Consider the following 19,047-nt stretch of genomic DNA (forward strand, 5'->3'; position numbering starts at 1 on the left):
ATGAGCTAAGCCAAGGTTAGGATACCCTTATGTTTATTTTTTTACCGTTATGATCAATATAAATGCGCTAAAGCTTCATGTTGCTGCTATGTCCTGGGGACAGCTTTGCTCCGGGATCAACATAAACCTTAGCGTTGTTAATAGCAGTAGGGGCTTCTCCGAAACCAACAGCGATCAGCTTAAGCTTACCGGGATAAGTAGTCACATCGCCGGCTGCAAAGATTCCAGCAATATTCGTTTCCATACGGGTATCAACGATAATCGACCCGCCTTGAATTTGAATACCCCAGTCAGCAATCGGACCGAGTGAGGAAATAAAACCAAAGTTGACGATGACGGCATCGACTTCAAGCTCAATTGTCTCTAATGTTTTGACGTCGGATAACGTGACTTTCGTAATGCTCTCCTCACCATGAAGCGCTGTAATTTCTTTTGGTGTAAGGATGTTAACTTTCGAATTCATTAAATTCTCAACGCTATGCTCATGCGCTCTGAATTTGTCACGACGATGAATTAGCGTAACGCTCTCAGCAATGGGCTCCAGCATGAGCGACCAGTCAACGGCTGAGTCGCCGCCGCCGCTTATCAACACCTTTTTCCCCTGAAAACGCTGCAAATCACCCACAAAATAATGAAGGTTTTTCTTCTCAAATCCAGCGGCCTCAGGCAATTCAAGCCTCCGCGGCTCAAATGCACCAACACCGGCAGTAATAATGACCGCTTTAGCATAATGTTTTGTTTTGTCTGTTATAATTTCAAAGAGACGTTCATCAAGCTTGTTTACGTTTAATACCTTTTCCTCAAGGCAGATTTCCTGCTGAAAATGAGTAAGCTGCTCTCGTAGACGGTCAACTAGTTCTTGTGCCGTTACCTTAGGAAATCCAGCAACATCATAAATGTATTTTTCAGGATAAAGCGCTGCAAGCTGACCGCCTAGCTGGGGCATGCTTTCGATGAGCTTAACTGAAGCTTGGCGCATACCGCCATAGAAAGCAGCAAACATTCCTGCAGGCCCGCCTCCGATGATTAAAATATCGACGGGATCTACTGCTGATTCAGGGTTTGACATTGTAGCCACCTCCACGTTTTAAGCTTTACGACTTCAATTATAAACTTTCCAGATATAAGAAGGAAATATTTAATTTGTATAGAGTTCTAAACAATTTCGTATATTTTGCCCTTGAACTTTGCCCGAAAACTCTGTAGAATTTCTGATGTATGTTATGCATGGGAGTGGTTGCATAAAACGTCGAAAGTTGTCGGTTTAATGCCATAGGCTCATTGATAAAAGCACTTTAATTAGAACACACTGAACTCATCATTATAAATATTCGGTTTAGCATGTGTAATTTTTCACAAAGTATAAATACAAAGATAAATAAGGAATGGATGGGATTAAACGATGAGTAACATACCTAAAATTGTTATTCTTGGCGCAGGGTACGGCGGCATTTTGACCGCACTTCGTCTGCAAAAAGAATTAAATTACAATGAAGCTGACGTTACGTTAGTTAATAAACATGATTACCACTATATTACAACACATCTTCATATGCCAGCGGCAGGCACGGATAATCCAGAAAATGCACGGGTGAGCATTTCGAAATTGATCGATGAATTTAAAATCGACTTCGTGAAATCAACGGTCGTTCAAATTCGTCCGCAAGATAAAAAAGTGATTCTTGAAGACGGTACTTTGTCTTATGATTATTTGGTCATTGGTCTTGGAGGCGAGCCTGAGACTTTCGGAATTCCAGGCTTAGGCGAACATGCAATGAATATTCGCAGCATCAACTCAGTTCGTTTGATTCGCGAGCATATCGAGTACCAATTCGCGCGCTTCAAACGTGAGCCGCATCGTACGGATTATTTGACGTTTGTTGTTGGCGGTGCAGGCTTTACGGGAATCGAGTTTGTTGGAGAACTCTCCGACCGTATTCCTGAGCTGTGCAAGCAATTTGACGTAGATCCTGCGCTTGTAAAAATCTACAACATCGAAGCAGCACCAACGGCGCTGCCAGGCTTTGATCCTGAGCTCGTAGAGTATGGGATGGATGTGTTGACCAAGAAGGGTGTTACGTTCCGGATTGGCACAGCCATTAAGGAGTGCTCGCCAGAGGGTGTTATCGTTGGCGAAGGCGAAGAAATCAAGTCGGCTACCGTGATCTGGACTGGCGGTATTCGCGGCAATCGCCTCATTGAGGAAGCTGGCTTCGAAACGATGCGCGGACGCGTGAAGGTGGATGAATTCCTTCGCTCGCCGAGCAATGAGAACATTTATATCGTTGGCGACAACTCGCTGATGTTTAATCCAGAAGGCCGTCCTTATCCGCCGACTGCTCAAATTGCAATGCAGCAAGGTGTCGTATGCGCACATAACCTTGTCGCTTCCATTCGCAATCAACCGCCGAAGAGCTTCACGTTCAGCAACAAAGGAACGGTAGCCTCACTTGGCAAAGGCGAAGCAATCGGAGTAGCTTTTGGCAAAAAATATAAAGGCCGCGTAGCCGCTTGGCTGAAAAAAGCGATCGACCTTCGTTACCTGTTCATCATCGGCGGCATTTCGCTTGTACTTCGCAAAGGGAAGTTTCTATAATGAGACATTGCAGCGTACAAGTCCGCGGATTGCTGACCAGAGATGAGCTGGATCGTTACAATGCATTGATGGAAGTCGGCTCCTTCTTAGAATCGCAAACACGATACGACTTGGCCTATACGGTGCAAAAGGAAGTTGACCTCCTTATTCAGCCGGCGATCGAGCGGTTGAAGGACAAAGGCCGCGCTCGTGACCGAGCTACGCAAGAGTATTTGGAAGCGAAGCGGCTTGGTCTTGAAAATAATGACGAAGATGACGACGACGATAATTAAAATAAAGGCTTTCGCTCATTGGAGTAGCAACGAAACTGCTCCAAGGCGGAAGCCTTTTTCATTCAGTTGATTCTCTCGGAAAAAAAAGAAGCCCAAGCCATTTGAAGAAAAGGCTTGGGCTTCTTTCTATTATATTTTCAGCAAAGCTTGGAATTTTTCTGCGTTCAAGAAATTGCCAACATAAAAATCGCCGAAGTCAGCGTAACGAGCGCTCACTTCATCAAAGCGCATTTCATAAATCAGCTTCTTGAATTGCAACGCATCGTCGGCGAACAGTGTAACGCCCCATTCCCAGTTGTCGAAGCCGACAGAGCCGGTAATGATTTGTTTAACTTTGCCAGCGTATTGACGACCGATCATCCCGTGGCTGCGCATCAACGTTTTACGCTCGTCCATTGCGAGCATGTACCAGTTGTCTTGTCCATCTCGGCGCTTGTTCATCGGATAGAAGCAGATGTGGTTTGCTTTTGGCAGCGTCGGCTTCAATCGAGCGATAATATCCGGGTTTTGCATCGGATCAGAGCCCGGTTGTGCCATGTAGTTGCTCAGCTCTACAATGCTGACATATGAAAATACCGGATATGTAAAGCTTGCGAACGTTGTTTTGTTAAACGCCGTTTCAAGTTCGTTAAGCTCCTCTAGTGTTTCACGCAAATGCATGAATACGAAGTCTGCTTTTTGACCAACGATGGAATAAACGGCTGTACTGCCTTCTTTATTTTCCTCCACTGTGGTCCATTGCTGCAAAAACGTTTGCAGCTCGTCCAGCGCGCGGCTGCGTTCACTTTCATCGGCTAAGCGCCAAGCGGTCCAATCCACACTGCGAAAATCATGCAGCGCGTACCAGCCTTCTAATGTTTGTGCTGCTTCACTCATCGTATAAATGCTCCCTTCAAGCTCCATAATGATGCTCTAATCATTGTATCGTAAGGAGGGCGGAGTGAGCAAATGGCGGTCTTGTGACATTTGTCCTCATATAATTGACTTCCATCTAACCATTAATTAAACTAATAAACGAGAGTGTGAAAGGGGAAGTTTTGATGCTTCAATTAATTATTGCAACCGTGCTGTTTTTAGTTATGATGTTCGGCATTGGCTTTATTTTGAATATGTTGTTAAAAACAACGTGGTTCCCGATATATTTATTTGTTATCGCATTAATTGTATTAGGCATTTGGGCTCCTTGGGATCAGTCGGCGTCAACGACGATTGAAAACTTTGCTCACTACACGGTTTTTGATTACATACCGGTAATTGGAGCGCTAATCGGCGCATACGTAAGCGGATGGGCGATTCAGGCGCTGCGCAAGGGCGGCTACAAAATGTTTTAAGCCAAGCAAAAACGCCTTCAGCGTCCACTGGATGCTGAAGCAGCTTTGACGGAGAAATATAAGATAAGCAGAAGGAACGAATGATATGCCTTCTTATATTTGAAAAAAAAATCCCTCCTTCGGGGGATTTTTCTATTTTCCGACTCGTCCTGAACATCGGTTTTTATGTTAAAATGATAGAATGTTAGTGAAGGATGGAGCTGATGCTATGCGCATCAATAATATATTGCAGTACACGGAACACCACCGATATTACATTTTTCGCGATTTTTCGCTAAGCAGCCTCGACTACAAAATGCTGTCGCTAATCTATCAGCCGATGATTGGCGCATTTGCCGTCGCATTTTACCAGCAGCTGTATCATGGCATTGCCGAAGGCACCTCGGGCTATTCTTCGATTGAGCCGCAGCGCAAGCTATTTCTTGGCTTAGGGCTGGAGATGAACGAGCGCGGACGCAAGCATCTTATCGAGCAGGCTTCGAAGCTGGAGGCTGTTGGATTGCTGCAAACGTCACGATTAGGCGTTCCTGATAATGCAGATGTTATTTATGAATATGAGATGTCGCAGCCGTTGTCGCCAGTCGAATTTTTTCGCAACATGCATTTAACGATGCTCTTGCGCGATAAGGTTGGCAAGTATGCGGTAATCTCGCTTCGAGAATCATTTGGCGCTAATGAACCGGATGAGCTGGCAGGAGCGAAATTAACGAAAGAAAATATATCAGTGCCTTTCTATGAGCTGTTTAAGCTTAATATGCAGTCCGTAGATAATGAGCTTGAGCAAGCGTTGACAGAGGTTGCGCCATCGCGGCAATCAGCCGCTAGGCCGGCACAAGCAACAGCAGGCATACCTTATGGAGAAATTATTTTGCGTTTTCCTCGTAATTCCGCAAATCGGCGGTTCGTGGAGCGGCTGCGAAGTGATGAAGAACAACTCTCGCAGGTGAACTATGTAGCTTACAAATATAATTTGGCTGTAGTGGATATATGTCGTTTACTTGATGAGGATGGCATTTTTGGAGAGAGCGGCACACTTAATGTTGATGAGCTTCAACTGCGGGCTAATCAATTTTATAGGCAGGACAAGAAGCGGGAAGGCGAACGGCAGCGAGCGCTGTCACGCACGCAAGTTGTTGCGGACGAGGAGACGGTTGATCCTGATGAATTGACCGAGGAATACGAAGTGCAAGAGCAGCATTATTTGCAAGTTCCAAATCAGCTTAGCGGCCGCTGTGATGTTCAGCAATATAATATGCTGATGCGAAATGAACCACATACACGGTTTCTTCAGCGCTTTTTCCCCGGAGCAGTACCGGATTGGATTGAACGAGTGTTTGAACGCATCGACCTCAATTATAAATTAGCTGCCCCCGTTATAAACGTACTTATACATTATGTTATCGGAGCTAACGATGCGCAGCGGGTGACAAAAACATTTTTGGACGCCGTAGCATCGAACATGCTTGTGAAACAAATCGATACATTCGAGAAAGCAGTGCTTTATGTGCGAGAGCAAGCGCAGGTGGAGCAGGATAAGGAGCGCCGCAAGGAAGCTGCGACCAGTTACGCTGGCGGAGGCTATAACGGCTCGAAAGGCGGCTCCAGAAGCGGAGGCAGCAGGGGCACATCCCGTAAGCCTTCTATTCCAATCGTACAGGAAGATCAATCGGCTTCGGCAGTTTCGGCCGATGAGCTTGAAGAGCTGTTGAAGCTGGCTCGGAAATTAGACGGTAAATGATAAAGGCGGTGTAAGCAGATGATGGAGTCGATGGGCGAATTGCTGAAGGCTTGGCCTTCCGGCAAAGCCTTTACGGAAAAGGCGGAGCATAAGCTGACTGAGCTGCTTGCAGAACCGCTTGTTGAGAAGCTTCGCGTTAAATATCCGGATTTGGATGAGCAGACAATCCGTCTTAATTTGAATCGGGTTTATCAATATGTGACGGAATACAGGAACTGTACCAATTGTCCGGGCTTAGACAATTGCCCGAATGATTTTGAAGGCCACTATACGCTGCTTAGTTCTGATACGGTGAATGGTCTAACGCAGTTATATGACCGTAAGGTAGCATGCAAGAAATTTAACGCTCGTCAGAATGAGGATCAGATTAGAAGCCGGATCAGAAGCTTCTACATAGACGAGAAGGCGCTGCAGCGCGGCTACTCGTCAGCTGAGATTATTACGAGAGATCTTGAGCGTGCAAAGGCGGTTGGGCAGGTTCAGAAATATATCGATCGCACGAAAGAGCATGGCTTGCAGGAGGAAGGCTTGTATTTGGCAGGCCGCTTTGGTACAGGCAAAACATTTTTAATGTGTTATTTGCTTCATGAGCTTGCGAAGGCTGGATATTCCGGTGTGATCGTCTACATGCCTGATTTTGTAGAAGATCTGAAGACGCTCATGCATGAGCCCGGCAAGCTGAAGGAAACGGTCGAGATGATGAAGGAAACCGACCTGCTTATCTTTGATGATATGGGCGCAGAAAATTTAAATCCATGGGTTCGCGATCATGTACTAGGCGCGATCTTGAATTATCGGATGCAGCGCAAGCCAACGTTCTACACCTCCAACTACGAGCTGGAGGCGCTGGAGAGGCATTTTAGCTTCACGAGCAAGGATGGCGATGAGCTGCATAAGGGACAGCGTATAATGGACCGTATACGGCCTTACGTTGAAGTTGTCATGGTTACCGGTGAAAACAAGCGCGGACAAAAATAATTGATTAAAGCTTTGGTTAACGGATTCCTATTCGAGGAATTTGTTGACCAAAGCTTTTATTTTTGTTTAAGGCTGGCAGCAGCATCAAGCTTTATCTCAGTATGGTTGAAAGCGTATTCAGAATGAGCGCTGTTTTTATACTGTGTCGTGCGTTCTGTTAGCATATAAAGCTTTCTTATAGGACTTATCAATTATTTGAAATTAAGTATTGACAGAAAGTGGGGCTCGCTGGTAAGATTCTTCCATAACCAACTAAGCAGGTAGGAATAATGTTTTCCGACCGGACGAACCGGAGTAAACACCTATCCAGGAGAAACATCCTCACAGGAAGTAAACTTCATAAATGTTTCTGAAAGCCTGTTAATTTAAAAAAGGGGTGTATGGAAAGATGAAGAAAATTACTCATGTTCGTTCCGTTGTTATTCTATTGGCATTAGTGCTTGTATTGGCTGCTTGCGGTCAAGGCGGCAACAACAAAACAAACAAAGAAACGAATAAGCCTACTAACGAGGCAACTAATACAGCTGCAACAGACGCACCTACGGATAAACCAAAACCGCCAGTTGAGCTTTTGAATGTATCCTACGATCCTACTCGCGAGCTTTATGTAGCATTTAACGCGGCATTCTCGAAACATTGGAAAGCGGAAACAGGTCAAGACGTGACGATTAAACAATCGCATGGCGGGTCTGGTAAACAAGGCCGCGCAGTTATTGATGGCTTGAAGGCGGATGTTGTAACACTTGCACTTGGTTATGACATCGATGCAATCGTTGAGCCAGGGCTAATTAATGCGGATTGGCAATCAAAGTTTGAGCACAACAGCGCTCCTTATACATCAACAATCGTATTTTTAGTTCGTAAAGGAAACCCAAAAGGCATTAAGGATTGGAACGATCTAATCAAGGACAAAGTTGAAGTTATTACTCCAAATCCTAAAACATCTGGCGGAGCTCGCTGGAACTATCTTGCTGCATGGGGTTATGCGCTTAAGCAAAATGGAAATGACGAAGCAAAAGCACAAGAGTTCGTTACACAATTATTTAAGCATGTACCTGTTCTGGATTCCGGTGCACGCGGTTCAACAACAACGTTTGTAGAACGCGGCATTGGCGATGTACTGCTTGCTTGGGAGAATGAGGCTTTCCTATCGATCAATGAGCTTGGTCCAGACAAATTCGAAATCGTATATCCTTCTTTAAGTATTCTTGCTGAACCTCCAGTTGCTGTAGTTGATAAAGTGGTAGACGAGCGCGGAACTCGTGAAGTAGCGGAAGCTTACTTGAAATACCTTTACACAGAAGAAGGCCAAGAAATTGCAGCTAAAAACTACTACCGTCCAATTTCGGAGACAGTTGCTGCAAAGTATGCAGATCAATTCAAAACTCTAGAATTGCTCACGATTGATAAAGATTTTGGCGGCTGGAAAGAAGCGCAAACCAAACACTTTGCAGACGGCGGCATTTTCGACAAAATTTACACACCAGGCTCATAATGCAAAGCATAAACAAGATTGGAGCTGACTTCACATGAAAGGTTCCAAGCCCCGTAACGTACTGCCGGGTTTTGGTTTGTCGCTTGGATTCACATTGTTTTACCTTAGCATTATTGTATTGATTCCGCTGACTGCCGTTTTTTTCAAAACGGCAGAGCTCAGCTGGTCGGAATTCTGGAGCACGGTTACGAATGCTCGTGTCGTTGCCTCTTATCGAGTCAGCTTTCTAACCGCATTTTTTGCCGGACTTGTAAATGCAGTATTTGGCCTATTAATCGCTTGGGTGCTCGTTCGTTATCAGTTTCCAGGCAAAAAAATCGTCGACAGTTTAGTGGATCTGCCATTTGCACTGCCAACTGCAGTGGCTGGCATTGCTTTAACTGCGATCTATGCACCGAATGGTTGGATTGGCTCATTGCTTGAACCGCTCGGCGTCAAGGTTGCTTACTCCCCGCTCGGTATCACCATCGCACTAATATTTATTGGACTTCCGTTTGTTGTTCGTACGGTACAGCCGGTGCTGCAGGATATGGAGAAAGAAACGGAAGAAGCGGCAGTTATGCTCGGAGCCTATCGTTTAAGAACCTTTTGGAAGGTCATCTTGCCTGAGCTGTTGCCAGCACTACTAACTGGTTTTGCTCTAGCATTTGCAAGAGGTATCGGAGAATATGGCTCGGTCGTGTTCATATCGGGCAATATGCCGCTGAAAACAGAAATAACTCCACTGCTCATCATGACGAAGCTGGAGCAATACGATTACGCTGGCGCTACTGCTATTGCACTCGTAATGCTCGTTGTATCCTTCCTGATGCTGCTAGTCATTAATTTACTGCAGTGGCGAATGAATCGCCGCACAGTATCAGACTAAGAAGGGAGCTCATACAAATGGCTGGAGCAATTACAGTACACACGAATGCAGAAGCTTCCAAACGTCCGAGGCATATTACAGAATCAGGTCCCGTCAAATGGCTGCTTATTATCATTGCGATGCTGTTTCTTGGATTAGTTGTCCTGCTGCCGCTGGCATCGGTATTTGTTGAAGCATTAAAAAAAGGTGTAGGCGTATACATTAATTCGATTACAGAGCCGGATGCTTTGTCAGCGCTTAAGCTCACGCTTATCGTTGCATTAATCGCAGTTCCTGTGAATACGGTCTTTGGTATTGCTGCGGCCTGGGCGATCAGTAAATTTCGCTTTCGCGGTAAAAATATTTTAATTACGTTAATCGATTTGCCGTTTGCTGTGTCGCCAGTCATTTCTGGATTGATTTATGTGCTGTTATTTGGCGCACAGGGCTTTTTTGGTCCTTGGCTCGATGAGCGTGGCATCCAAATTATATTTGCAGTTCCTGGAATCGTACTTGCAACCGTGTTTGTTACGGTCCCCTTTGTTGCTCGCGAGCTTATTCCGTTGATGCAAGCGCAGGGCGTCCAAGAAGAGGAAGCAGCTGCAAGCTTAGGCGCTAAAGGCTGGCAAATCTTTTGGAAGGTTACTTTGCCAAACATCAAGTGGGGACTATTGTATGGCGTTATTTTGTGTAACGCACGAGCAATGGGCGAGTTCGGCGCTGTATCTGTCGTATCCGGCCATATCCGCGGAGAAACGAATACGCTGCCGCTGCATATTGAGATTTTGTACAACGAATATCAATTTTCGGCCTCATTCGCCGTTGCTTCTTTGCTCGTCATGCTAGCGGTTGTAACGATGATCGTGAAGAGCATTGTAGAGTGGAAGTCTGGCACGCAGAAGCCAGCGGAGAAAGCTGAATAAATGACAATAATGGAGGGGTTTGAAATGGCAAAACCGCTAGAGTTAGATGCGCAATGGCTGGAGCGTATTTCTGAACAAGTAACGGGTCTTAATTATGGGCATGTAACGATCACTGTTCATGATGGAAGAATTGTACAGATCGACCGGACGGAAAGAACACGTTATGATGGTCCCTCTCAGAAGCAGCAGGTTCCGTCCGAATCTTCACAGCAATCGAAGCAGCGGGACAATTCATCAACGGGCGAAGCGCTTAGAATTGTGCAGTAGCTCCCTAATAGATTCGATAAATATACAACAAACCCAATGCCGCGCAGGCATTGGGTTTGTTGTATACTGGAAGAAAAGTATCCATAAGGAGAATATTAATGCCGGATTGGTCCTATCAGTCCTTGTTTCGACCTCTTTTATTCAGGCTTCCTTCTAGGCTCAGCAGAATACTGACTCTAAAAGCAATGGGTACGCTGAGCAGCATCCCAGGCGGTACTTTTGTCATTCGTACACTTGGGCATATGGAGCCATCACCTCACTTGGAGCAGAAGCTAGCAGGCATTCCCTTAACTGCAAGTGTGGGATTGTCAGGCGGTCTAGATCCGCAAGGAGTGGCACATAAAGCGCTGGCTCAGTTTGGATTTGGTTTTATCGAGCATGGTCCTATAACCGTCAAGCAAATTAAGAGTGATAAGCCTATAACGAATGACATCCTAAATGAAACCATTCGATATCCAGATTATTATGAAAACGACGGTGTAGAGCAGTATGCTGAGCGTATGGGAAAGCCAGGACATTCGTTGCCGCAGCTTGCGAGAATTGCTCCAATGCCGCATGCTTCTTGCGAGCAGGCTCTAATCGAGCTTAAAAGCATGCTGGTGCGGCTAAGTGCAGCGGGTGCGGTTGGTTTTTATGTTGATGTCCTGCATTCATCAAGGAGCCTCGAAGAAGCCCTCACTATTTTGAAAGGTATAGCCGGATACGCTTCCGCACAACCGCATGCTAATAAACCTTTGTTTATTTATGTTCCGCCTGACTTTTCTAATGACAGCTTAATCTCGCTGATCCACGCAGCAGAGGGAGTTTGGAGAGGCGTGGTCATTGGAGAAGCAATCTGCGAAGATAACAACGAGGGCTATGCCGCAAGCGTGGGTAAAGAGGCCAAGGCGCTTACTTTGGCCAAAATAAAGCTGCTGCGAAAGGAATGCTGTTCCCACTTGCTAATCAAAGCGGGCGGGGGCGTGCATGAGCCGCAGGATGCGTTAGATTTGCTGAAAGCAGGCGCTAACGCCGTTCTACTTCACAGCGGACTGATTTATGCAGGGCCTGGTCTGCCAAAACGGATTAATGAAGCTGTCATTTATGAGCAGGTCCGAAATCTTCCTGCGCAAGTGACTCCATCATTCTGGAAGCATTGGGGCTGGATGCTCCTGCTTGGAATCAGCATGATTATTGGCGGGATATTGTCTTGGATTATTGCTGCGACTACGGTGCTGCTGTCCTATGATTTGAATTTTATAGACATGACGTTGGACGAGCTGAAGCACGTCAACCATCATCTGCTGCATTTTATGTCTCATGACCGAATTACGCTTTCCGGAACGATGATTACAATTGGCATATTGTATGTTCAGCTGGCTAGACATGGATTAAAGCATAGTCTGCACTGGGCTCGAACGGCTTTGATGACGTCTGGTATTGTTGGGTTTTTAAGCTTTTTCTTATTTCTTGGCTACGGTTATTTCGACCCGCTGCATGCGCTAGCTGCTGCTGTTTTGTTCCCGATGTTTCTGTTATCCATGCGCAGAAATCCGGATCAGCCCTATCGCTTGCCAGTTAATGTTCGTAATGATCGATTATGGCATTTGGCGATGTATGGACAATTTTGTTTTGTTGTTTTGGGCTTCGCGTTGGCTGTAGGCGGTTTAACGATCGCAGGCGTTGGGATTACAGAGGTGTTCGTACAGTCGGATTTGGTTTACTTGAATACGACGCATAACGAGCTGAATGGGGCGAACTTGAAACTTATCCCGTTGATAGCCCATGATAGAGCAGGATTTGGCGGAGCGTTGTTCTGTGCTGCGCTGGCCATTCTTATTATTGCGCTATGGGGAATCCAGCAGGGATCGCGCTGGATATGGTGGACACTGCTGCTTGGCGGAGTACCGGGCTTCTATGCGGGCTTAAGTGTTCATCTATCCATCGGTTATATCGATTTTTTGCATCTTTCACCTGCGTTGTTTGCGTTATTGCTTTATATACTAGGACTTATTTTCTTGTATCCTTATTTAATGAGAAAGCAACAAGCATAGCGGAATTATATCTGATTTATCAGCTGCGTATCGTTGATAGGCAACAAAAAAAAGGAGCAGCTCGCTGCTCCTTTTTCTTATGAAATGATGAATTTCACGATTACAGCAACAGCGAAAATGACGGTCATTAAACCGAGCATGCCGCCAAAGCCGAACACGACGTCCATCAAGTCATGGCGAGGCTCTTCGTTAAAATGCTCGCGCGGGTCTCTTACGTTTTCCATCGTTGACGTCCTCCTTGAAAAAGACCGATTGCGTAAGTAACAACCAATTTACGGTCGTCTTTATGTAGTATCGGTTTATTCAACTTATATTAGTATACTCAAACAGATAAACAGTTGTAAAGCCAGAACCGGTGACAATTGTAAAACAAAGTATAGCCGAGTTATGATAAAATATGAACAGAATCATATGGCAGTCGGAGGCGAGAGCATGGATCATCAGCAAACGGATCGGGAGCAGGCAGAGCAGCAGCTTGCAGAGGCAAAAGAGACGATACGGAACAAACTAGCTTTGCTCCCGGATCAATCAGGCTGTTACCTCATGAAAAACAGCGAAGGCGTCATCATTTATGTAGGCAAGGCAAAAGTGCTCAAAAATCGCGTGCGTTCTTATTTTAACGGCAGCCACAATGGCAAGACGCAGCGGCTCGTATCTGAAATTCGTGATTTTGAATTCATTGTAACCTCTAGCAATATGGAAGCACTCATTTTAGAATGCAACTTAATTAAACAATACCATCCAAGATATAACGTCCTGTTAAAGGATGATAAAACGTTCCCCTATATCAAAATTACGAACGAGAAACATCCGAAGCTCGAGGTCACAAGACGTATCATTAAAGACAAGGGCAAGTACTTTGGCCCTTATCCGAATGCTTATGCCGCTCAGCAGACAAAGAAGCTTCTGGACCGGCTATATCCGCTTCGCAAGTGTAAGACACTCCCAGATAAGGTGTGCTTGTATTATCATCTAGGACAATGTATTGCACCGTGTGAATTTGATGTGCAGCAGAGCGAATACGATCGGATGATTCAAGAAATTTCAAAGTTTTTGAACGGCGGTCAAGATGTCGTGAAAAATGAGCTGCAGCGCAAGATGGAGGAAGCAGCCGAGAAGCTCGAATTTGAACGGGCGAAGGAGCTTAGGGATCAGCTGATTGCAATCGATGCGGTCATGGAGAAGCAGAAGATTACGATGTCCGATGCGCTTGACCGTGATATTTTTGGTTTTGCAGTAGATAAGGGCTGGATGTGCGTTCAAATATTGTACATGCGCCAGGGTAAGCTCATTGAGCGGCACGGCACAACTTTTCCTTATTACGGGGAAGAGTATGATGATTTCATGACATTCGTTACGCAGTATTATAGCGATAATCCGGCATTGCCTAAGCAAATCCTGCTGCCAATACCGCCTGAGCTGGAAGCGGTGGAATCAGCGGGCGGAGTGGCAGCAGTTGATGAGGCAGCAGCTACGCACGCTGACGATGTCATTGCATCCTTGCACAGCTGGCTGAAGGTTAAGGTGCTTATGCCGCAGCGCGGACGCAAGAGCGAGGTCGTAACGATGGCTATCGATAATGCAAGGGTGATGCTGGACGAGAAATTCAGGCTCATCGAACGAGATGAGGAACGAAGCGTTAAAGCGTCAGAGTCGCTTGCAGGCTGGCTAGGGCTGGATGAAGTACGCCGAATCGAGGCATTTGATAACTCCAATATTCAGGGGACGAATCCCGTTTCGGCTATGGTTGTCTTTACGGACGGCAAGCCAGACCGCAAGGAATACCGCAAATACAAGGTGAAGACAGTACAAGGTCCAGATGATTACGAAACGATGCGCGAGGTCATACGGCGCCGCTACGAGCGTGTGGTGAAAGAGGAATTAGCTCCGCCGGACCTGATTGTAGTCGATGGGGGCAAAGGGCAAATATCTGCCGCGCTCGATGTGCTTGAGAATGAGCTTGGGTTATACATTCCCGTTTGCGGTCTTGTGAAGGATGCGAAGCATAAGACAGCGCAGCTTATGACTGGAGATCCAGCTGAGATTGTTCCTTTGCCAAGGGACAGCCAGGAGTTTTATTTGCTGCAGCGCATTCAAGATGAGGTGCATCGCTTTGCGATTACATTCCACCGCGAGCAGCGCGCCAAGTCCATGGTGGAGTCGAAGCTTGATTCGATTCCGGGCATTGGCGAGAAACGACGCAAGCTGCTGCTCAAGCATTTTGGCTCGATCAAAAAAATAAAAGAGGCCTCAGTCGAAGACTTTCGGCCTCTATCTATTGGTGATAAATTAGCTTCGCAAATTATAGCTGCTCTAGGGGAGGAGTCGTCGTCATAGACGGCTTCTTCTCTTTTTTGTGACTTAAATATTTTAGAACAAATGCAATCAGTACCGGCAGCACGGAGAAGAAAATAGCTGAGATTATGTTCGGTGCTGTTCCAATAGTGAGCAAGGATAGGCCAACTGCAACGCTGTTGAAGATGGCATGGGTGAACATGGCTGTAATGAAGCCGTATCTGACGAAGATAAAGCTGAACAACAGTCCGATAATCATCAGCTCAAACAGTCTCGTCGTGGACGGATAAAAAGGATACATCACATGGCCCAGCGCCCAGAAGAAGGTAGGCAGCAGTGCTGCGGCAAACGTGTTTTTAAACCACCTGCGAAATAGTCCAATACCGAAGAAGCGGAATACGGCTTCTTCGCCAATTGCGGCAGCCCAAGCAAGCACGGGCATCAGCCAAAGAATGCCCATATTGTATGGGGATTGTGAGGCATCTGATGTTTCCCAAGTGCCAATGGACAGCTTCAAGGCGATAAAGATAACCGATTGAATTGCGAATAGGATGATCGCGAATAAATAGGACAAGCCCACGCTGCGCCAAACATAATCGCCATACCCTCTCTGACCGAAGCGCGGCCATAAAGCGCGGCCCTGCGCCTTCCAGAGGCCGTCTCCGGCAACGATGGATACATAAATGGAACCTGCCATTGGAATCGCTAGCAGAACACTTACGATGGCAGTGATCGAAACGGTAGCGCCTGCCATATCCGTCTCGCCGAGCGTAGCCCGGATACCATCCAGAACGTTTAAATTCATGATCGTATAAGTAATTAAATAAATGATCGTTAATACGATTCCGTATTTAAAGGATGTATGTTTTCGATACAAAACGGAGTAAATAATAGCTAAGACAAATAAAACGAAGCTCATGAACAGATAACCGATAGAGGTAAGGTATCCAGCTATTTTATCTTGTTTCTTTACATAGTTTATGTAATCGGATGGAGCCTCGAATATCGGTTTATATTTAGTAATGATCGTACGGTCATTCACGACAAGAGCGTTAACCAATACGTTAAGATGAGCATTTTTAATGGAATAACCTGCAGGAGGCTTAGGCTGCCAGTCGCCATTAGGCAATATTTGACCGCCTATGAATTCAGTACCGCTGAAATTTCCTGCAGTTAGGAAGGCAATAGCTTCTTTTGCTTTATCTGCATCTGATAGCTGTTCCCCCTCAAGCTTCAAGTTCCAAGCTACGACTTTCCCGCTATGCATATGTAGATAAACATATCCGCTGCCGCCGCTTGCGAATTTAAGATCAACCTGAAACGTATCTGTAGGAAACCTAGGGTCATATTTATCCGTATATGCTTTGACTAGCTCATATTTAGATAAGTAGCCATTCATAATTTTATCGGTTTGATGTACGGCTTTAGCCGATTTCACCTTCAAGCCTGTTTCTTTTTCAACAAATGCAGACGCCTTATCCTCCGCCGCTGATTTCGTTATGACCTTGGTATTCATTTCGCCAGATGAGATAGCCGTAATCATGGGAACGATTTGTACGGCCCCATAAATAATAAAGCAAGCAACTGCTGCCCATATAAATCGTTTCCATTCATTGGGTTTAATAGAATCAATCATAGTTTCACCTCAACTGTCTTCATAATAAATAGCTCATTTTATTACCTTAACATATGAATCCCTAAATTATCCAATGAAAATGACCGTTTGTTTTCAAAAAAATGCGAAATAACGATGTCCAGCAAGCTAGCTATGTGCTGGTTCGTCCCATTGCCCTAATTTGAGCTAATATCGTCCTGTTTGTCATAAACGTCACCTTTATATCAGGAGTGCTTAGGGATTATAATCGTTATCGTCATACTAATTGCATAGCATAGCCGAATTTCCTAAGGAAATCGGGGGAACCATAAAGTTGTCTAAATGGATGAACCTGCTGAAAGCAAAGCAGTTTAACATTAGATAGCATGGGGTGAATTTTAGCGGTGAAGCATCGTCTTCTTCCGCTGAATAGGGCTGCCTGTCCAGGCCCGAATCCGTCAGCTAACCTCGAAGGCGTATTGGAACAGGACTCATCGCACGAGCACTTGAGTTTCCAGTGCTTTTTTTTATGCTTAAAAACAAAAATGACAATATGACATAATCAAAAAGAAGGGAAATGGATGAAGGTTAGTTGGAATGTTTTGAAGTGGTCACCCCCGCGTATTTTGGTAAGTGGATTCGCTCTTATTATATTGCTGGGTGCCTTATTATTATCCATGCCTTTTGCATCGGTAAGCGGTGAGAGATTGCCTTTTATAGATGCGCTGTTTACGGCAACTTCGGCAACCTGTGTAACAGGGTTAGTTGTCGTTGATACTGGAACTTATTTCTCTATATGGGGTCAAATCATATTAATGTGCCTGTTCCAGCTTGGTGGACTCGGATTTATGACGATGGCGACGCTGGTAGCGCTCGTACTTCGCAAGAGGATTTCGCTGCGTGAGCGGCTTTTGCTGCAGGAATCCATGAACCAGTCGAGCATGGAAGGCATCGTGCGTTTGATTAGACGCGTTATTGTGTATTCATTGACAATAGAGCTTATTGGCGCTGCGTTGTTTGCTTCGAGGTTTGCATTTGATATGCCGCTGGGCAAAGCGATTTATTTTGGAGCCTTTCATGCGGTTTCATTGTTTAACAATGCTGGTTTTGATATTTTTGGGAACTATCGCAGCTTGACCTTATACGTATCTGATCCAGTCGTCAATATTGCAGCTATGATGCTGATCATATCGGGTGGACTCGGCTTTGTTGTTATGTCGGACCTGATGGAGTTCCGCAAAAACCGCAAGCTGTCACTGCACAGTAAGGTCGTGCTATCTATGACAGGAACGCTTATTGCAGTAGGGACACTCGTCATATTTATTTTTGAATTCTCGAATTCGAAGACACTGGGCTCTCTGGACTGGGGCGGGAAAATTTTGTCTTCGTTCTTCCAGTCGGTAACGCCGCGGACGGCAGGAGCCAATACGCTTGATTATACGGCTATTCGGCAAGCGACGATGTTTTTCACCATTATATTAATGTTTATTGGCGCCTCGCCCGGCTCGACGGGCGGCGGCATCAAAACAACAACCTTTGCAACGTTGGTCGGCGCTGTATTTGCAATGATTAGAGGACGAGAGGACATCGTTCTTTTCCGTTACAGATTAGGCAAAGACAGAATTTTTAAAGCACTCACGATTACTTTGATCTCTTTATCGCTTGTCATTATTGTAACGATGATCTTGTCGATGACGGAGGATCAAGCTTTTATAAAGCTATTGTTTGAAGCGACATCAGCATTTGGAACAGTAGGATTATCCGTTGGTGTTACGCCAGAGCTGAGCCTTGTTGGGAAAATAGTCATTGCATTAACCATGTTTGCCGGAAGACTTGGACCCCTGACGCTCGCATACGCGCTTGGGCCTCGTACAGAGAAAGAGCTTTATCGGCATCCAGAGGGCAAAATTACGATTGGATAGGAGACTTTGCAAGTGGGAATTAAAAAGAAACAATTTGTCATCATCGGCTTAGGGAGATTTGGTTCGAGCTTAGGGCGCGAACTCGTCCAGCTTGGCCATGAGGTGCTTGGAATAGATAAGGATGAGGAAGCCGTTCAGGACATGAGCGGTATTCTAACCTATGCTGTATCAGCTGATTGTACGGATGAAGAAGCGCTGCGCTCCTTGGGTGTAAGAAACTTTGATTGCGGAGTTGTCGCGATTGGCGATGACATTCAATCCAGCATTTTGACAACCATACTGCTTAAGGATTTGGAAGTGAAGCAAGTTGTAGCGAAAGCTTTGACTGAACTGCATGGCCGGGTGCTTGAGAAAATCGGTGTCGACCGCGTGGTCTATCCTGAGCGCGATATGGGTATTCGAGTTGCGCATCAGCTAGTATCCCCAAATCTATTAGATTATATCGAGCTTTCCAAAGAGTATACGATCGCCGAGCTTGCTGTACCGCAATGCTTGGATGGCAAGTCATTGCATGATCTTAATCCGCGAGCTAGATTTGGATGCAGCATCGTAGCCATAAATAAGCCCAATGGCATCATTATTGCACCGACAGCAACGGATGTCCTTTCACTTCGTGATGTCATGGTTATTATAGGAACAAATGAGCAAATAGAAGACTTCGAAGCATCCGTTATCCGTTAATTTTTTTATGTAGTGGAAGAGGCTTATCATTAGAAAAGGCAGATTAGGCTGAAATGGATTTGGAAGTGTAATATT

17 protein-coding genes and 1 riboswitch are annotated in these 19,047 nt (G+C 45.5%); of the genes, 13 read left to right on the plus strand and 4 right to left on the minus strand.

The window, feature by feature from the left end:
• Nucleotides 1-67: 67 nt before the first annotated feature.
• The gene (locus ACIFSR_RS22415; RefSeq protein ID WP_076267565.1) at nt 68-1,069 is read right to left on the minus strand and encodes an NAD(P)/FAD-dependent oxidoreductase; all 1,002 of its coding nucleotides are present in this window, start codon (nt 1,067-1,069) and stop codon (nt 68-70) included.
• A gap of 333 nt (nt 1,070-1,402) precedes the next feature.
• Between ACIFSR_RS22415 and ACIFSR_RS22420 the strand changes: the two genes are divergently transcribed.
• Together ACIFSR_RS22420 and ACIFSR_RS22425 are read left to right on the plus strand one after the other, a co-directional pair.
• Nucleotides 1,403-2,596: an NAD(P)/FAD-dependent oxidoreductase gene (locus ACIFSR_RS22420; protein WP_076267566.1), complete on the plus strand. Its 1,194-nt coding sequence runs from the start codon at nt 1,403-1,405 to the stop codon at nt 2,594-2,596.
• Nucleotides 2,596-2,868, plus strand: coding sequence for a hypothetical protein (locus tag ACIFSR_RS22425; RefSeq protein ID WP_076267567.1), 273 nt, complete (start codon nt 2,596-2,598; stop codon nt 2,866-2,868). The genes ACIFSR_RS22420 and ACIFSR_RS22425 overlap by 1 nt, the downstream gene beginning before the upstream one ends.
• A gap of 129 nt (nt 2,869-2,997) precedes the next feature.
• Here ACIFSR_RS22425 and hemQ read toward each other — a convergent pair whose 3' ends face one another.
• Nucleotides 2,998-3,744: a hydrogen peroxide-dependent heme synthase gene (gene hemQ, locus ACIFSR_RS22430; protein ID WP_076267749.1), complete on the minus strand. Its 747-nt coding sequence runs from the start codon at nt 3,742-3,744 to the stop codon at nt 2,998-3,000.
• A 164-nt stretch (nt 3,745-3,908) separates the two neighbouring features.
• Between hemQ and ACIFSR_RS22435 the strand changes: the two genes are divergently transcribed.
• The 8 genes from ACIFSR_RS22435 to ACIFSR_RS22470 all read left to right on the plus strand — a co-directional run bounded on the left by ACIFSR_RS22435 (nt 3,909) and on the right by ACIFSR_RS22470 (nt 12,480).
• The gene (locus ACIFSR_RS22435) at nt 3,909-4,199 is read left to right on the plus strand and encodes a YuiB family protein (RefSeq protein ID WP_076267568.1); all 291 of its coding nucleotides are present in this window, start codon (nt 3,909-3,911) and stop codon (nt 4,197-4,199) included.
• A 208-nt stretch (nt 4,200-4,407) separates the two neighbouring features.
• Nucleotides 4,408-5,937 (plus strand): helicase DnaB, encoded by a 1,530-nt coding sequence (locus tag ACIFSR_RS22440; RefSeq protein ID WP_339204420.1) that lies wholly within the window; start codon nt 4,408-4,410, stop codon nt 5,935-5,937.
• A 21-nt stretch (nt 5,938-5,958) separates the two neighbouring features.
• Nucleotides 5,959-6,915, plus strand: a complete 957-nt coding sequence (gene dnaI / locus ACIFSR_RS22445) for a primosomal protein DnaI (RefSeq protein ID WP_076267750.1) — start codon at nt 5,959-5,961, stop codon at nt 6,913-6,915.
• A gap of 388 nt (nt 6,916-7,303) precedes the next feature.
• The gene (locus tag ACIFSR_RS22450; protein ID WP_076267570.1) at nt 7,304-8,410 is read left to right on the plus strand and encodes a sulfate ABC transporter substrate-binding protein; all 1,107 of its coding nucleotides are present in this window, start codon (nt 7,304-7,306) and stop codon (nt 8,408-8,410) included.
• A gap of 34 nt (nt 8,411-8,444) precedes the next feature.
• A complete protein-coding gene (gene cysT / locus ACIFSR_RS22455; RefSeq protein ID WP_076267571.1) occupies nt 8,445-9,278 on the plus strand; it encodes a sulfate ABC transporter permease subunit CysT in 834 nt (277 codons plus the stop codon).
• A 17-nt stretch (nt 9,279-9,295) separates the two neighbouring features.
• Nucleotides 9,296-10,180 (plus strand): sulfate ABC transporter permease subunit CysW, encoded by an 885-nt coding sequence (gene cysW, locus ACIFSR_RS22460; protein ID WP_430060055.1) that lies wholly within the window; start codon nt 9,296-9,298, stop codon nt 10,178-10,180.
• A 24-nt stretch (nt 10,181-10,204) separates the two neighbouring features.
• The gene (locus ACIFSR_RS22465) at nt 10,205-10,447 is read left to right on the plus strand and encodes a YezD family protein (protein ID WP_076267573.1); all 243 of its coding nucleotides are present in this window, start codon (nt 10,205-10,207) and stop codon (nt 10,445-10,447) included.
• A gap of 98 nt (nt 10,448-10,545) precedes the next feature.
• Nucleotides 10,546-12,480 carry a hypothetical protein gene (locus tag ACIFSR_RS22470; protein ID WP_430060057.1) on the plus strand — a complete coding sequence of 645 codons (1,935 nt, stop codon included), beginning with the start codon at nt 10,546-10,548 and terminating at the stop codon, nt 12,478-12,480.
• 77 nt (nt 12,481-12,557) lie between these two features.
• Here ACIFSR_RS22470 and ACIFSR_RS22475 read toward each other — a convergent pair whose 3' ends face one another.
• On the minus strand, nt 12,558-12,704 hold the full coding sequence (locus tag ACIFSR_RS22475) for a YqzM family protein (protein ID WP_144376731.1): 147 nt from the start codon (nt 12,702-12,704) through the stop codon (nt 12,558-12,560).
• A gap of 208 nt (nt 12,705-12,912) precedes the next feature.
• Between ACIFSR_RS22475 and uvrC the strand changes: the two genes are divergently transcribed.
• Nucleotides 12,913-14,817, plus strand: coding sequence for an excinuclease ABC subunit UvrC (uvrC, locus tag ACIFSR_RS22480; protein WP_339204416.1), 1,905 nt, complete (start codon nt 12,913-12,915; stop codon nt 14,815-14,817).
• Here uvrC and ACIFSR_RS22485 read toward each other — a convergent pair.
• Nucleotides 14,783-16,411, minus strand: a complete 1,629-nt coding sequence (locus ACIFSR_RS22485) for a CPBP family intramembrane glutamic endopeptidase (protein WP_339204415.1) — start codon at nt 16,409-16,411, stop codon at nt 14,783-14,785. The two genes, uvrC and ACIFSR_RS22485, sit on opposite strands and share 35 nt — an antisense overlap.
• A gap of 245 nt (nt 16,412-16,656) precedes the next feature.
• A riboswitch (cyclic di-AMP (ydaO/yuaA leader) is annotated at nt 16,657-16,861 on the plus strand.
• 89 nt (nt 16,862-16,950) lie between these two features.
• On the opposite strand from ACIFSR_RS22485, the gene ACIFSR_RS22490 reads away from it, so the two are divergent.
• Both ACIFSR_RS22490 and ACIFSR_RS22495 read left to right on the plus strand, forming a co-directional pair.
• Nucleotides 16,951-18,291, plus strand: a complete 1,341-nt coding sequence (locus tag ACIFSR_RS22490) for a TrkH family potassium uptake protein (protein ID WP_339204413.1) — start codon at nt 16,951-16,953, stop codon at nt 18,289-18,291.
• Nucleotides 18,292-18,309: 18 nt separating this feature from the next.
• Nucleotides 18,310-18,972 (plus strand): potassium channel family protein, encoded by a 663-nt coding sequence (locus ACIFSR_RS22495; protein ID WP_076267751.1) that lies wholly within the window; start codon nt 18,310-18,312, stop codon nt 18,970-18,972.
• Nucleotides 18,973-19,047 lie beyond the last annotated feature (75 nt).

It is taken from the genome of Paenibacillus sp. NRS-1760 (assembly GCF_050467785.1).
In the GTDB taxonomy this organism is placed as follows: Bacteria; Bacillota; Bacilli; order Paenibacillales; family Paenibacillaceae; genus Pristimantibacillus.

What these genes read in the sequence shown, in the direction of transcription:
- ACIFSR_RS22415 (WP_076267565.1), bottom strand. Translation starts at nt 1,069, where the DNA reads ATGTCAAACCCTGAATCAGCAGTAGATCCCGTCGATATTTTAATCATC.
- ACIFSR_RS22420 (WP_076267566.1), top strand. Translation starts at nt 1,403, where the DNA reads ATGAGTAACATACCTAAAATTGTTATTCTTGGCGCAGGGTACGGCGGC.
- ACIFSR_RS22425 (WP_076267567.1), top strand. Translation starts at nt 2,596, where the DNA reads ATGAGACATTGCAGCGTACAAGTCCGCGGATTGCTGACCAGAGATGAG.
- hemQ (WP_076267749.1), bottom strand. Translation starts at nt 3,744, where the DNA reads ATGAGTGAAGCAGCACAAACATTAGAAGGCTGGTACGCGCTGCATGAT.
- ACIFSR_RS22435 (WP_076267568.1), top strand. Translation starts at nt 3,909, where the DNA reads ATGCTTCAATTAATTATTGCAACCGTGCTGTTTTTAGTTATGATGTTC.
- ACIFSR_RS22440 (WP_339204420.1), top strand. Translation starts at nt 4,408, where the DNA reads ATGCGCATCAATAATATATTGCAGTACACGGAACACCACCGATATTAC.
- dnaI (WP_076267750.1), top strand. Translation starts at nt 5,959, where the DNA reads ATGGAGTCGATGGGCGAATTGCTGAAGGCTTGGCCTTCCGGCAAAGCC.
- ACIFSR_RS22450 (WP_076267570.1), top strand. Translation starts at nt 7,304, where the DNA reads ATGAAGAAAATTACTCATGTTCGTTCCGTTGTTATTCTATTGGCATTA.
- cysT (WP_076267571.1), top strand. Translation starts at nt 8,445, where the DNA reads ATGAAAGGTTCCAAGCCCCGTAACGTACTGCCGGGTTTTGGTTTGTCG.
- cysW (WP_430060055.1), top strand. Translation starts at nt 9,296, where the DNA reads ATGGCTGGAGCAATTACAGTACACACGAATGCAGAAGCTTCCAAACGT.
- ACIFSR_RS22465 (WP_076267573.1), top strand. Translation starts at nt 10,205, where the DNA reads ATGGCAAAACCGCTAGAGTTAGATGCGCAATGGCTGGAGCGTATTTCT.
- ACIFSR_RS22470 (WP_430060057.1), top strand. Translation starts at nt 10,546, where the DNA reads ATGCCGGATTGGTCCTATCAGTCCTTGTTTCGACCTCTTTTATTCAGG.
- ACIFSR_RS22475 (WP_144376731.1), bottom strand. Translation starts at nt 12,704, where the DNA reads ATGGAAAACGTAAGAGACCCGCGCGAGCATTTTAACGAAGAGCCTCGC.
- uvrC (WP_339204416.1), top strand. Translation starts at nt 12,913, where the DNA reads ATGGATCATCAGCAAACGGATCGGGAGCAGGCAGAGCAGCAGCTTGCA.
- ACIFSR_RS22485 (WP_339204415.1), bottom strand. Translation starts at nt 16,411, where the DNA reads ATGATTGATTCTATTAAACCCAATGAATGGAAACGATTTATATGGGCA.
- ACIFSR_RS22490 (WP_339204413.1), top strand. Translation starts at nt 16,951, where the DNA reads ATGAAGGTTAGTTGGAATGTTTTGAAGTGGTCACCCCCGCGTATTTTG.